14 protein-coding genes and 1 riboswitch are annotated in these 12,692 nt (G+C 61.2%); of the genes, 13 read left to right on the top strand and 1 reads right to left on the bottom strand.

From position 1 onward, the window contains the following. Nucleotides 1-31 precede the first annotated feature (31 nt). Complete coding sequence (locus FHT97_RS24265; protein WP_183756464.1) at nucleotides 32-928, top strand: DUF1236 domain-containing protein; 897 nt, start codon at nucleotides 32-34, stop codon at nucleotides 926-928. Nucleotides 929-1,217: 289 nt separating this feature from the next. On the opposite strand, the gene FHT97_RS24260 is transcribed toward FHT97_RS24265, so the two are convergent. Beyond that, nucleotides 1,218-1,598 carry a hypothetical protein gene (locus tag FHT97_RS24260; RefSeq protein WP_183864509.1) on the bottom strand — a complete coding sequence of 127 codons (381 nt, stop codon included), beginning with the start codon at nucleotides 1,596-1,598 and terminating at the stop codon, nucleotides 1,218-1,220. On the opposite strand from FHT97_RS24260, the gene FHT97_RS24255 reads away from it, so the two are divergent. The 12 genes from FHT97_RS24255 to FHT97_RS24200 all read left to right on the top strand — a co-directional run bounded on the left by FHT97_RS24255 (nucleotide 1,498) and on the right by FHT97_RS24200 (nucleotide 12,624). After that, the gene (locus FHT97_RS24255; protein WP_183864534.1) at nucleotides 1,498-2,034 is read left to right on the top strand and encodes a DAK2 domain-containing protein; all 537 of its coding nucleotides are present in this window, start codon (nucleotides 1,498-1,500) and stop codon (nucleotides 2,032-2,034) included. The two genes, FHT97_RS24260 and FHT97_RS24255, sit on opposite strands and share 101 nt — an antisense overlap. Nucleotides 2,035-2,040: 6 nt before the next feature. Next, nucleotides 2,041-2,187, top strand: a riboswitch (FMN riboswitch). A 116-nt stretch (nucleotides 2,188-2,303) separates the two neighbouring features. After that, nucleotides 2,304-2,780 carry a 6,7-dimethyl-8-ribityllumazine synthase gene (locus tag FHT97_RS24250; protein WP_183864508.1) on the top strand — a complete coding sequence of 159 codons (477 nt, stop codon included), beginning with the start codon at nucleotides 2,304-2,306 and terminating at the stop codon, nucleotides 2,778-2,780. A gap of 134 nt (nucleotides 2,781-2,914) precedes the next feature. Further along, nucleotides 2,915-3,184 carry an acylphosphatase gene (locus FHT97_RS24245; RefSeq protein ID WP_183756467.1) on the top strand — a complete coding sequence of 90 codons (270 nt, stop codon included), beginning with the start codon at nucleotides 2,915-2,917 and terminating at the stop codon, nucleotides 3,182-3,184. Nucleotides 3,185-3,344: 160 nt separating this feature from the next. After that, nucleotides 3,345-3,992 (top strand): Rieske 2Fe-2S domain-containing protein, encoded by a 648-nt coding sequence (locus FHT97_RS24240; protein ID WP_183756468.1) that lies wholly within the window; start codon nucleotides 3,345-3,347, stop codon nucleotides 3,990-3,992. Next, entirely contained in the window at nucleotides 3,992-4,837 is an 846-nt protein-coding gene (locus FHT97_RS24235) for an aromatic ring-hydroxylating dioxygenase subunit alpha (RefSeq protein ID WP_183864507.1), read from the top strand. Before FHT97_RS24240 ends, FHT97_RS24235 begins: the two co-directional genes overlap by 1 nt. Next, nucleotides 4,834-5,493: a glutathione S-transferase family protein gene (locus FHT97_RS24230; RefSeq protein WP_183756470.1), complete on the top strand. Its 660-nt coding sequence runs from the start codon at nucleotides 4,834-4,836 to the stop codon at nucleotides 5,491-5,493. The genes FHT97_RS24235 and FHT97_RS24230 overlap by 4 nt, the downstream gene beginning before the upstream one ends. A 1-nt stretch (nucleotide 5,494) precedes the next feature. Then, nucleotides 5,495-6,874 (top strand): amidohydrolase, encoded by a 1,380-nt coding sequence (locus tag FHT97_RS24225; RefSeq protein WP_183864506.1) that lies wholly within the window; start codon nucleotides 5,495-5,497, stop codon nucleotides 6,872-6,874. Between the two features lie 23 nt (nucleotides 6,875-6,897). Then, nucleotides 6,898-7,995 (top strand): BMP family ABC transporter substrate-binding protein, encoded by a 1,098-nt coding sequence (locus FHT97_RS24220; protein WP_183864505.1) that lies wholly within the window; start codon nucleotides 6,898-6,900, stop codon nucleotides 7,993-7,995. 3 nt (nucleotides 7,996-7,998) lie between these two features. Beyond that, complete coding sequence (locus FHT97_RS24215; RefSeq protein WP_183864504.1) at nucleotides 7,999-9,519, top strand: ABC transporter ATP-binding protein; 1,521 nt, start codon at nucleotides 7,999-8,001, stop codon at nucleotides 9,517-9,519. Next, nucleotides 9,516-10,619, top strand: coding sequence for an ABC transporter permease (locus FHT97_RS24210; RefSeq protein WP_183756474.1), 1,104 nt, complete (start codon nucleotides 9,516-9,518; stop codon nucleotides 10,617-10,619). Before FHT97_RS24215 ends, FHT97_RS24210 begins: the two co-directional genes overlap by 4 nt. Then, on the top strand, nucleotides 10,616-11,527 hold the full coding sequence (locus FHT97_RS24205) for an ABC transporter permease (protein WP_183864503.1): 912 nt from the start codon (nucleotides 10,616-10,618) through the stop codon (nucleotides 11,525-11,527). The genes FHT97_RS24210 and FHT97_RS24205 overlap by 4 nt, the downstream gene beginning before the upstream one ends. Nucleotides 11,528-12,312: 785 nt before the next feature. Further along, complete coding sequence (locus FHT97_RS24200; protein ID WP_183756476.1) at nucleotides 12,313-12,624, top strand: metalloregulator ArsR/SmtB family transcription factor; 312 nt, start codon at nucleotides 12,313-12,315, stop codon at nucleotides 12,622-12,624. Nucleotides 12,625-12,692: the final 68 nt, after the last annotated feature.

The raw sequence follows: 12,692 nt of genomic DNA, 5'->3' as shown, positions 1-12,692 counted from the left end.
TAGCGTTCCCCGATCTTTAGGAGATCAAATCGTGAAGAACAACAATCTCGCCATAATCATCGCAACGCTGTCGCTCAGCGTCTCGCCGTTTGCCACCCTGCCGGCCAAGGCCCAGCAGGATACGCAGACCCAGAGCCAATCAGGTACAGGCGCGCAGACAGGCACGAAGACCGACACGCAGCCCGGTTCCCAGTCGGGTTCGGAGTCGGGTACAAAGTCCGACCAGTCGCAGTCCGATTCAAGCACCTCGGGCACCGATTGTTCTTCGCCTGACGCCTCGGGCGCCTGCTCAAAGAAGAGTATGTCGTCCGAACAGAAAACAGGCTCAGGGTCGGAAACCCAGAAGAGCGCCAAGCAGCCGTCGAGCGACGGCTCGACCAGCGGAACCGCGTCGGGCAAGACATCGACTGAGACCAAGTCGAAGACTGGATCGCAGGACGCCACAGGCAGCACGACGACGCAGCAGAAGACCGAGTCCGACACCAGCGGCTCGGGGACCTCAGGCTCGAAGAGCAGCACGCAGTCCAAGTCGTCTGACGGAACCGACAAGAGCAACACTACCCAGAGCGGTGATGCCACCAAGCAGTCAAGCGACCAGAACTCGACGACGACCAACACCACCAACAACAACAGCACGACGAGCAACCAGACTACGAACAACAAGACGAACGTCAACGTGACTGTCGAGCAGCAGACGGAAATTCGCCAGGTCGTGAAGGAGGTTCATGTCCAGCCGGTAAGAGAGCCCGACTTCACGGTTTCGGTCGGCACCAGGATTCCAAAGAAGGTCCATCTTGAACCGCTGCCGCCGCGGGTTGTGAAGATCGTACCGGAGTATGAAGGCTACCGCTTCTTCCTCCTTGCGGATGGCCGGATCATCATTGTAGATCCCGATACTCTCGCGATCGTCTATATCCTCACGGCATAGCAGGCAGCTCCCGGCGGCGGCTTGGAGCGCCGCCGGGGCCGCTGGGCCTTTCCCATCATCGTCATTCTGCTGGGCCATGGCGGCCATCCTTTGCGGCCTTGTCCTGACATCAGGCAACACGATAACGACACGCGTCTGGATTCCAGCGAGCACGCCCCAGGCGAATGAGACCGGCTAGATATATCCGGGCTTTGATAAACGACGCCGCAGGCGTTGCGAGTAAGCGGCCCGAAAGAGACAATAGCCCTGTTCGAACCCGAAGCAGGTCCGTCCCCATTCGGATTGCCATTCACGCGACATATCCCCTGACTTCGTTCCCTATGCTCGCGACGACCTGTCTGCATTCGTAGGGCTTGGCGAAATATCGACAGCCGGAAGGAAGCTCCGGGAGAGCAAGGCTCGGATCGGCAGACATGGTCATGACTTTGACCCGAGGTCGCAGCGACTTTGCCAACGTGCCAGTGCCGATCCGTCCAGCCCCTGCTTGAAGTGGATGTCGGTGATGATAGCTTCGATAAAGGGGTCGCGGGGCAAGCACGGCAAGCGCGTCAGCCGCGTCCCGCGCTTCGCTGACAACCATTCGGGCGTCCTCGAGCTCGTCCCTCAGCATCCGGCGGATAAGGGGTTCGTCTTCGACGACGAGCAAGCCTGTCCTGTCCGACGACGACATGGTCGATGCCATCGAGGCAATGGGACAGGGGATCCAGGACAGGGGCAAGGCTGAACCGGGCGACAAGACGATGATCGATGCCTGGCTGCCGGCAACAGCGGCAGCGAGATCCGCTCGCCTTCAAGGCAGCCCCCTTGGCCAATGTCTGAGCGCTGCGCTCGAGGCCGCAACAAGGGGCGCGGAAGCGACAAAAGACATGGTTGCCGCCAAGGGGCGCTCCTCGCGGCTTGGAGACCGGGTCATCGGCCACATGGATCCAGGTGCCGCCTCCGCCGTCGTCCTGATCGAGGCAATCAAGCGCACCTTCGAGGACCTGATCTCCGGGACGGGCCGGCGGCCGATTTCGCCAGAAACCGGCTGCCTCGCCCGTCAACGGGCAGTTTTGCGACAATGTCCGGCGGACGGGGACTTGCATCGCCAGTGGCAGCCGGACTAAGGTCGTTGCCGTTCTCAGGGCGGGGTGCAATTCCCCACCGGCGGTATCAGGCCGAGGCCTGGAGCCCGCGAGCGCTTCCGGTGTTGCCGGAAGGTCAGCAGATCCGGTGCGATGCCGGAGCCGACGGTACAGTCCGGATGGAAGAGGACATGGCAGGCGCGTCTTTCGCAGCGAAAGAAGTGCGTCCTGTCTGTTCGCTCAAGGGATCAGGCCCTCCGGGGCTTTGTCGTCACAGCCGGGCCACCGGCATACCCTTGAAAGGCATTTCAATGCTTCAGACCGTGGTTTCAAAGCAAAAACGCATCGCAGTCGTCCGTGCCCGCTGGCATGCCAATATTGTCGACAAGGCGGTTCAATCCTTCGCCGACGAATGGACGGCCATCGGACGGTCCAGCTCCGACATCGAGGTCATCGATGTGCCGGGCGCCCTCGAAATTCCGCTCCATGCCCAGTCACTGATCGCCACCGGCCGATACGACGCCGTCGTTGCCTGCGCCTTCGTCGTTGACGGCGGGATCTATCGACACGATTTCGTTGCCGCAACCGTCCTTGACGGCATGATGCGCGTTCAGCTCGATACCGGCACTCCCGTCATCTCGGTGGTGCTGACCCCGCATCACTTCCAGGAAACAGACGTCCATGTCGGCTTTTTCGAGCAGCATTTCGTGACGAAAGGAAAGGAAGCTGCCGCCGCCTGCGCCGCCATCCTCGACGCGAGGACGCGTCTGGGGGCCACCGTCATCTAAACCGCCGTCCGGGCCAGTCGACGGCCAGTTACGGCCGTCGTTTCCACGAAACAGCATTGTCCACAGACACGATATCGCGCTTTCACTGGCTCGATTAGACGCTATGCTGTGATCAAACACAGCGCGAGACGTTCATGGCAGAACAAACACAGGCTCAACCGAAGGAACGAATAACAATCCTCGGAGACCTCGAGGCCCCCTCCTTCGTCCCCTGGATCAGGCGTCACGCTGAAAAACTCGGCCTGTCGCAATCCATATCCCACAGCAGTGCCGATCGGATCGAACTCGATGTTGCCGGCCCCGAAGAGTTGATCGACATGATGGAAATGGGATGCTCGCTCGGCCCCATCGATGTCTGGGTGGAAACCATCGTTCGAACGCCGGTTGGCAAGGATCCAAACTAGCCCGGGAACGCCGCCTCGATTTTCCAGTGCACGTTATTTGATCAGCGTTGCCAATGCGAAAAGATTATGCAAACGTGCTTTCCGCCCGTTGCAAGTCGTGAAATGACCAGCCACACTTGAAGTACGGCAAGACATTGATAATATAAAGAAAGTTCAAACCATGCCAGCCGAAATGACGGGCTTCTGGGCGCCAGTTGCGCTATCAGGGGATCTACCGCCAGCAACGGTCATCCCCGCACGCACAACAGCCGGCTCGATCGCTCTCTGGAGGTCACAGTCGGGTCGCGTCGCGGCCTCGGCTGACCGGTGTCCTCATCGTGGCATGCGCCTGTCGCATGGCTTTGTCCGCGGCGAGGCCTTGTCCTGCATTTATCACGGCTGGAGCTACTCACAGGCAGGAAATTGTCTTCGCATTCCAGCCCATCCCGGCCTCTCGCCGCCGGAGACAATCCGCGTCGCAACCCAAAAGGTCGAGGAGGCAGACGGCCTGCTCTGGGTGGCTGTCGGAGACCCCGCCCATCAACCGCCCGCACTCGCCGGCCTTGTTCCGCTGCGGTCGCTGACGGTGGAAGCAGACATTGGCGCCATCGAGCGCGCCGCCGGCGCGACCCTGGACGCGCGCGGCGTGCTGGAAACCGTGGAGAATTCGCAGGCAGTCCGCCTGCTGCTCGTCGAATTGCAACCGCACCGCACGCTCGTTCATGTTCTCGTCGATGACGGCGCGACGCCCGCCGAACGCATCATGGCGTCCAGGGCAGCCGAAAGCCTGCGCAGACGCGCTGAAAGCCTGCAGGGAGGGATCGCATAATGGCAGGGAATGCGATGCTCAACGAGTGGTATCCCGTTGGCCTGTTCAGCCACCTCGCCATGGGCGTCTACAAGACGGCCCTGATGGGGGAAAAGATCGCGGTCTCGGCCGACGCGAACGGAGACGCTGTTGTAATAACCTCCGCAGGTCGGATCCTTCCCGTCCTCGTGCGTTTCGGACATGTCTGGTCATCGCTTGGAGAACCTACCAAGGACCTCTTTTCCATTCCCGAGGCTGATCAGCCCGGCCGCCGGTTTGTCGAAGTCGGTGTCGTTCGCGTCCGCTGTTCGCCCCTGCGCGCGGTCGAGAACTTTCTCGACATCGCGCATTTTCCTTTCGTTCACACCGACATTCTCGGCGCCGAGCCACACACGGAAGTCCAGAACTACAAGGTGGAAATTCGAGACGTCGAGGACGAGGTCTGGGCAACCCAGGTCAAGTTCTACCAGCCGCAGGCGGCGAAGTCCGCAAGCGGCGGTATCACCACGGAATACATGTATCGCGTCCCGTCACCGACCTGCTCGGTGCTCTACAAGACCTGCCCACCCCGGCCAACCGAATGGGATGTCATTGCCCTCTTCGTCCAGCCGCTGGCCGAGGATCTTTGCGATGTCTGGCCGTGGATGGCGCTCTTTGACGACGAGACCTCGATGACGGACCTCATCCATTTCCAGCAGACTATCTTTCTGCAGGACCGTTCGATCCTCGAAAACCAGATCCCGCACCTGTTGCCGCTCGATCCCGGGATGGAGATCCCCACCCGCGCTGACATGACGTCCGTGGCTTACCGGCGCTGGCTCAAACGTCACAATTACACCTATGGTGCACAGCTGGTGGCGCAATGAAACTCTACGATTACATCCTTTCCCCGAGCTGCTACAAAGTGCGCCTGATGGCTGCCCTGACGGGCATTCCTCTTAAGATCAGGCCCGTGGATTTCCATCCGGGCGGCGAGCATCGGAAAGCAGAGCTCCTGGGGCTGAACCCGGCCGGTTCGATCCCGATCCTGGAGGATGGCGATCTTGTCTTGACCGAATCCTCGGCGATGCTCGTCTATCTCTCGATGAAAACCGCGCCCGAGTGGCTGGGTGACGGCACGGCCGAACAGGCAGCCCGCGTGCAGCAGTGGCTTTCCTTCTCACATCGATTGACCGCCAATCTCGGTGGGGCTCGCTTGCATGAGATGCTGCACAGGCCAGGTGACATCGCCGCTCTCCAGGCGCACGGGATCGCGGCGTTGCGCGAACTTGAGGCCGGCCTGGTCGAACAGGGACTGCGGGGCAAGTCGTTCCTCGCATGCGACCGGCCGACGATCGCCGACATAGCCTGCTTCCCCTATGTCGCGCTCGCCCCCGATGGCGGCGTCCTGCTTGATCCCTACCCAGCTATCCGTCTCTGGTCGCGCGCCATTCGCGCGCTCGACGGTTTCATCGAGATGCCAGGCATTCATCGGCTGCATGAGTTGAAGCCCGACCCATCGATCGAGGCGGGTGAGGAATGACATGGCCGGCTATCTCCTGAAAAACTGCGCCGCTGTCGTCGTCGACGACGGCAAGGGGCCGACCGCCCGTCGCAATGTCGATGTCCTGACGGATGGTCCCGTCATGCGGGCGATCGGTGACAATCTGGCTGAGCTTGAGCTTCCGGCGAATACGATAACCAGGGACGCCAGCGGCTGGTTCGTCTATCCCGGGCTCGTCAACACGCACCATCATTTCTTCCAGACTTTCGTACGCAACCGGGCCGACCTCGACTGGACGAAACTGTCTGTCATCGAATGGCTTGATCTGATCTATCCGGTCTTCTCGCGGCTCAACGAGGATTGCTTCTATCACTCCTCTGTCACCGCCATGGCCGAACTGATCAAGCATGGCTGCACGACGGCGTTTGATCACCAGTACTGTTTCCCGAGACATGCCGGCAAACGGCTGATCGACCGGCAGTTCGAGGCTGCCGAGCTGCTTGGCATGCGCTTTCACGCCGGGCGTGGCGGCAACACCTTGCCGAAATCGGAAGGGTCCACCATCCCGGACGCCATGCTGGAAACGACGGACGAATTCATCGCCGATTGCGCCCGCCTGATCGACACCTATCACGACGACAGTCCGTTCAGCATGCGACAAGTGGTGGTTGCCCCCTGTCAGCCCGTCAACAGCTATCGCGAGACCCTTGTGGAGTCGGTAGCGCTGGCACGCGATCGCGGAGTGCGGATGCACACCCACGTCGGAGAAGGAGAGAGCCCGGTCATTGCGGCGCGCCACGGAATGCGGACCGTCGATTATTGCGCGGAACTCGGATTTGCCGGCCCCGATGCCTTCTATGCCCATTGCTGGGAACTCAGCCATGACGAACTGGCGAAGATGGCGGCAGATGGCACCGGCGTTTCCCATTGCCCGGAACCGGTCTATCTGGTCGGGGCAGAGGTGACAGACATACCGGCCATGCAGGCCTTAGGCCTGCGTATCGGGATCGGCTGCGATGGCGCTGCTTCGAACGACAATTCGAACCTAATGCATTGCGTGCACTCGGCCTACATGCTGCAATGCCTGGCGGCTTCAGGGCGAAAACACCCCGTCCCGGTTCCGGTCGACTTCCTCGGCTATGCCACGACCGGTGGCGCGGCGCTGCTTGGTCGAGCGGACATCGGCAGGCTGGCGCCCGGGATGGCCGCCGACCTGTTTGCCATCGATACGCGACGCATGGACTACGTCGGCACACGTCATGATCCGCTGAGCCTGATTGCCAAGGTCGGCATCGGCATGGCGACCGACATGACGATGATCAACGGCCAGATCGTGTGGGAGAACGGCGAGTTCATCGGCCTTGACGAAAAGCGGCTGTTTGCCGAAGCCGAAGCCGCGCTCGCGACCGTCAATTTCTAAAGCATGCAAAAAGGGGAACCAAAATGACCAACATCACCCGCAGAACTCTGATGCAGGGCGTTGCCGCCGCAAGCCTTGCCGGGACCTTCGGCGCACGAGCAACCCTCGCAGCCGACGGCCCGCTCGGCATCACCCTCGTCGTTCCCTCGCCGATCGGCGATGTCGGCTGGGGCCGCGCGCTCCAGGACGGGCTCGAACCGGTCAAAGCCGCCCATGGCGACAAGGTCAAGGTCACCGTGCTCGAAAACATCGCGGAAGGTCCGGATGCCGACCGCATCATGACGAAGTCGGTGGCCGACGGGAACAACTTCCTCATCGCCGGCTCCTTCGGCTACCAGAATGGTGCGCTGCAGATCGCGCGTCGCAATCCGAAGGTCAGCGTGCTTCATGCTTCCGGCTTCCAGGTGGCGCCGAACTTCTCGCCCTTCGCTGCCAAGAACTTCGAAGGCACCTACGTGCTCGGCATGGCGGCCGCCGCACTCTCGAAGACGGGCAAGCTCGGCTCCGTCTCCGCCTTCGCCATTCCGGAACTGATTGCCTCCGTCAACGCCTTCACCCTCGGCGCACAGGCAGTCAACCCGAAGGCAGAGGTTACGGTCGTCTGGGTGAACTCCTGGTTCGACCCGGCCAAGGAGCAGGAAGCAGCCAAGGCGCTCGTCGCCCAGGACTGCGACGTGATCTTCTCCAATGCCCAGGACACGCCGTCGGTGGTTTCGGCCTGCGAAGCGGCAGGTGTCTATTCGCTGAACCTCAATTCCTCGATGAAGAGATATGCGCCGAAGTTTTACCTCGGCTGTGCCGCCACCGACTGGTCGCCGTTCTTCAAGGCGTCCGTCGACGCCCACCTGGCGGGGACCTTCAAGGGTGCCAACGCCTTCCTCGGCATGAAGGAAAAGGTGGTTCACATTGCCGATGCAAGCCCGGACATCCCAGCCGACGTGGCGGCGAAAATGAAGGAAGTCGAGGCCAAGTTCGCCGACGGGAGCGGCTCGCCCTTTGCCGGTCCGGTCACCAAGGCGGATGGCAGCCAGGCCGCGGCTGCAGCCGCGACGCTTTCGGACGCGGAAATCATTGCCATGGATTGGCACGTCAAGGGCGTCACCACGCCTCTGCCGAAGTAAGCCATGCCTGCACCCCTTCTGTCACTCCGCGGCATCTCCAAGAGCTACGGCCAGACCAAAGCCAACCAGGGCATTGATCTGGACGTGGCTGCGCGGTCCATCCATGCGATCCTCGGCGAGAACGGGGCGGGCAAGTCGACGCTGATGAAGCTCATCTACGGCGTCGAGCAGCCGGACGACGGAACCGTCGCCTGGGAAGGCGAGGTCCTCGACCTCGCCTCTCCCGCCGAGGCGCGCCGTCGCGGCATTGGCATGGTCTTCCAGCATTTTTCGCTGTTCGAGACACTGACGGTCATTGAAAACATCCATCTGGTGGTACCCGGACGCAAGAGCGAGTTGACCGAGCGCGTCCGCAAACTCGGCCGCGATTTCGGCCTCGAAGTCGACCCTCTCGCCCACGTGCACGCGCTTTCTGTCGGGGAGCGCCAGCGGGTCGAGATCATTCGCTGCCTGATGACCAACCCGAAGCTCCTGATCCTCGACGAGCCCACCTCCGTGCTGCCGCCCCAGCTCGTCGAGACGCTGTTCGATACCTTGCGCCGGTTGCGGGATGGCGGCGTTTCGATCCTGTTCATTTCGCACAAGCTGGAGGAGATCCGGGCAATCTGCGATCACGCGACGATCCTGCGCGGCGGCAAGGTGACCGGCAACGTGGATCCGCGCGAGCACGATGCCCATGACCTCGCCCGCATGATGATCGGTCACGACATGCCGGAGCCGATGCCGGCGGTTCCCCACGCCGGTGGCGAAAAGCGGCTCCAGATCAATAACCTCAGCCACCGTCCCGACGACCCGTTTGCTGTTTCCCTTTCCAGTATCAGCCTGGCGGTCAGCGCTGGCGAAATTCTCGGCATAGCTGGGGTCTCGGGAAACGGACAGGCCGAGCTCGCCAGGCTGATATCGGGCGAAACAATGCTGCCTCGCGACCAGGCGAACCATATCCTCATGATGGGCAGGGACGTCGGCAGGCTCGATGCGGCCGCACGCCGGAAGCTCGGCTTCGCCTTCGTGCCGGAGGACCGGCTCGGGCGCGGCGCCGTACCGGAAATGCCCCTCACCCTTAACAGCCTCCTGACTGCGCATCCCCTCGATCTTCTGCAGCATGGCCTCGTCGACAGAGCCAAAGCCATTGCCTTTACCGAGGACTGCATGCGCCAGCATGACGTTCGCGCCTCCGGTCCGGAGGCGGAGGCTGGTTCTCTGTCCGGCGGCAACTTGCAAAAATTCATCGTCGGACGCGAAATGATGCTGTCGCCGAAGCTGCTGTTCGTCGCCCAACCGACATGGGGCGTCGATGTCGGAGCAGCCTCTGCCATACGCCGCCGGCTTATTACCCTGCGCAACGAAGGGATGGCCATCCTCGTCATTTCAGAGGAACTCGAGGAGCTTTTCGAGCTCTGCGATTCCATCCAGGTGCTCTATCACGGCACGCTGAGCCGGCCACTCGTCACCCGCGATACCCGGCCGGAAGAGATCGGTCGCTACATGATGGGGGCACAATCCTCCGAGAAGGCTTTCGCATGAGCGCATCCTCCACCCTCCATTTCCTCCCGAGCCTCGTGCGCAGGGAGCGCGCCTCTCTCACGGCAACCCTGCTTGCCCCGGCAATCGCGCTCGTGGTGGCCACGCTTCTCAATCTCGCACTTTATGTCCTGATGGGCCGTGACCCGACAGCCGTCGTCTATGCGATGCTGCTCGAACCGTTCCTGTCCTGGTCGTCGTTTTCCGAAGTACTCCTGAAGATGGGGCCGCTTCTTCTCATTGCCCAGGGTCTTGCGATCGGCTTTCGCGCGAAGGTCTTCAACATCGGCGCCGAGGGCCAGTTCATTCTCGGCGCGATCTTCGCTTCGGCAATTCCGATCTGGTATCCAAACGCTACCGGCCAATGGATCTGGCCGGCGATGCTACTGCTCGGCGCCGTCGGCGGCGCGCTCTGGGCGTCACTGACCGCCGTCTGGCGTGTCCGGTTCAACGCCAACGAAATCCTCGTATCGCTGATGCTGAGCCTCGTGGCAGCGCAACTCCTCTACTACCTGCTGCTAGGCCCATGGAAGGACCCGAACGGTTTCAACTTCCCGCAGTCGGTGATGTTCCAGTACGATGCCATGGTGCCGCTTCTCATTCCCGGCACCCGCGTCAATGTCTCGCTTGTGATCACGCTTGTGCTGTCCGCCCTTGCCTGGATCTTCATGCAGCGCAGCTTTACCGGCTTCAAGCTCCAGGTGGGGGGGCTTGCCCCTCGCGCTGCCGGCTATGCCGGCTTCAGTGAAAGCGGGGCGATCTGGCTCTCGCTGCTGATCGGCGGTTTTGCCGCGGGCCTTGCCGGCGCTGCCGAGGTCGCGGGGCCGCTCGGACAGTTGCAGCGCTCGATCTCGACCGGCTACGGTTATGCCGCCATCATCGTCGCCTATCTCGGAGGTCTGCATCCGCTCGGCATCATCGTTTCCTCGCTGATCATGGCAGCTCTTTACATCGGCGGGGACAATGCGATGGTCTCGGCCAATCTGCCGATCGCTGCTGTCCGCGTCTTCCAGGGCAGTCTCCTGCTCGCCTACCTCATAGCCATCGCCTTCGTGCGGTACCGCATCGACTGGCCTCGCGCCGTTCACCGGAGCCAATCATGAACGCCCTCCAGTTCATCCTTGCCGGCACGCTCGCGGCCGCGACGCCGTTTCTTCTCGCCGCTCTCGGTGAACTCGTCGTCGAACGCGCCGGCGTGCTCAACCTGGGTATCGAGGGTCTGATGGCCTTCGGCGCGGTGCTCGCCTTCGTGATCGTCTACCATGGGGGCGGACATTTTCTCGGCTTCGTCGCCGCTGGCGTCGGCGGTGCGCTGCTGTCGCTGGTCTTTGCCTTTGTCGCACTTGGATTCCGGGCAAACCAGGTCGCGGCCGGGCTCGCCATTGGTATCCTTGGCCAAGGGCTTTCGGCGCTGTTCGGTAAGCCCTATGAAGCGCTTACGGTTCCTGGGATCTCCAAGATCGCCATTCCCTTTCTCTCCCAGATCCCTGTCGTTGGCGGGCTCTTCAAACAGGACATCGTCGTCTGGCTTTCACTCGTAGCAACACTCGCGATCTGGGCGATGTTTTCCTACAGCAAGACCGGCCTGGTCGTGCGTGCCGTCGGTGAGAACCCGAAGGCAGCGCACGCCATCGGCTATCCCGTCATTGCCGTTCGCGTTGCGGCCGTCGCCTTCGGCGGGACCATGGCAGGCTTTGCCGGCGCCTATGCCGCAGTCGTCTACACTCCGCTCTGGGCCGACGGAATGATCGCAGGTCGCGGATGGATTGCGATCGCACTTGTTGTTTTCGGAACCTGGCTTACCGGCCGGATCTTCCTTGGCGCCTGCCTGTTTGGAGCGGTCTCCCTGATGGGACTTGCCGCACAGGCAACAGGCGTGAACATTCCATCGCAGTTGCTGGCAAGTCTGCCTTACCTCGTCACTATCCTTGTCCTCGGCATCATTTCGTCAGACCGGCGTCTTCTAAAGCTGAATGGGGTAGCATCGCTCGGCGAGCCCTTCGAACGCTGAACACCGGTCCAGGGGCGATCGTGGATTCGCCTACCAACCCGGAATGAGAGCAAGCCGGTCACAGCCAATCAGGTCTACCACAGGGGCATAAATATTGGTCGCACGGCGTCATCTCGACCGACAGAAACCGCCAGGCGACAGAGGCTGCGGATGGCAGGATCGGTCGTCAGGTCAGCGGATCGCGGTAATCTTTTTTTGACCAATGAATAGTACTAGAACCTTGCGCGACCAGTTCAGCGTACGCGCCCACGGTTATCGAATGAAAGCCAATATCGTTTTAGTCAGAATTTGGTCAGCGGCTGCCATATTGATGGTACTCGTGGCTATCAATCCATTCGGCCGTCACGCGCTCGACGCAGCCACAACGGCATCCTTCCCAGCCGAACGATAGGCTCAGACAGCCGGCGCTGGAGAACACCCGCGTTGTCAACCTTATAGGACAAAGGCAAATCGGCAAGACGACGCCGGTCCGTGATGTGTTCACGCACGGCCTATTCGTAACATTGGACGACCACAACGCTCTTCACGCATTCCGGCAAATTGAGTAGTCGGCCGGAAAAGCTCCTTCCGAATTTCCGCCAATGCTCAGGCCGAACTTTACAAAACTCGCGCCCGATCCGCCGGCCTCATAGAGTTGATCACTACAGTCCCGGGTTCCGGTTCGGACCCGGTCGAAGGTCTATTAACCTAAAGTAGCCCAATCAAATTCAATCATGGTTATGGCTATTTTGTCATCTTACGTTTAAGTAAGCGATCGATTTTGTGAATGTAGGTGAACTCCTGAAATGCGCATGGATACAGAATTCGAGGAAGAGGCTAGACTTCTTTCGCTCCTGGCAAATGAAAAAAGACTGCTGATTGCCAGCCTTCTCCTGGACAATGAATTGAACGTCGGCGACTTGGCGAAACGCGTCGGCCTTTCGCAATCGGCTCTCTCCCAGCATCTCGCCCGTCTTCGTGAGGGGAATGTCGTGAAAACCCGTCGCGACGCCCAGACGATCTATTATTCGACCGACCACTACGGCGTTCGAAAGATTCTCTCGACGCTCAACGAGATCACTGGACGTTCGACGCAGGCCTTGAAGGCCGCCAGCTGACGTTCGCCAACCATCGGCCGATCGGCGCTTATCGTTGCGGCGACCATCGGGTTGCCTCCCTGCGGACG

Origin of the sequence: Rhizobium sp. BK399, assembly GCF_014194695.1 — a bacterium.
In the GTDB taxonomy this organism is placed as follows: domain Bacteria; phylum Pseudomonadota; class Alphaproteobacteria; order Rhizobiales; family Rhizobiaceae; genus Rhizobium.
This window is presented reverse-complemented; position numbering and strand designations above follow the sequence as displayed.

Bases quoted from the DNA above. Each gene is read 5' to 3' on its own strand.
- FHT97_RS24260 (WP_183864509.1), bottom strand. From the start codon at position 1,598: ATGTCGTCGTCGGACAGGACAGGCTTGCTCGTCGTCGAAGACGAACCC.
- FHT97_RS24250 (WP_183864508.1), top strand. From the start codon at position 2,304: ATGCTTCAGACCGTGGTTTCAAAGCAAAAACGCATCGCAGTCGTCCGT.
- FHT97_RS24245 (WP_183756467.1), top strand. From the start codon at position 2,915: ATGGCAGAACAAACACAGGCTCAACCGAAGGAACGAATAACAATCCTC.
- FHT97_RS24240 (WP_183756468.1), top strand. From the start codon at position 3,345: ATGCCAGCCGAAATGACGGGCTTCTGGGCGCCAGTTGCGCTATCAGGG.
- FHT97_RS24235 (WP_183864507.1), top strand. From the start codon at position 3,992: ATGGCAGGGAATGCGATGCTCAACGAGTGGTATCCCGTTGGCCTGTTC.
- FHT97_RS24230 (WP_183756470.1), top strand. From the start codon at position 4,834: ATGAAACTCTACGATTACATCCTTTCCCCGAGCTGCTACAAAGTGCGC.
- FHT97_RS24225 (WP_183864506.1), top strand. From the start codon at position 5,495: ATGGCCGGCTATCTCCTGAAAAACTGCGCCGCTGTCGTCGTCGACGAC.
- FHT97_RS24220 (WP_183864505.1), top strand. From the start codon at position 6,898: ATGACCAACATCACCCGCAGAACTCTGATGCAGGGCGTTGCCGCCGCA.
- FHT97_RS24215 (WP_183864504.1), top strand. From the start codon at position 7,999: ATGCCTGCACCCCTTCTGTCACTCCGCGGCATCTCCAAGAGCTACGGC.
- FHT97_RS24210 (WP_183756474.1), top strand. From the start codon at position 9,516: ATGAGCGCATCCTCCACCCTCCATTTCCTCCCGAGCCTCGTGCGCAGG.
- FHT97_RS24205 (WP_183864503.1), top strand. From the start codon at position 10,616: ATGAACGCCCTCCAGTTCATCCTTGCCGGCACGCTCGCGGCCGCGACG.
- FHT97_RS24200 (WP_183756476.1), top strand. From the start codon at position 12,313: ATGCGCATGGATACAGAATTCGAGGAAGAGGCTAGACTTCTTTCGCTC.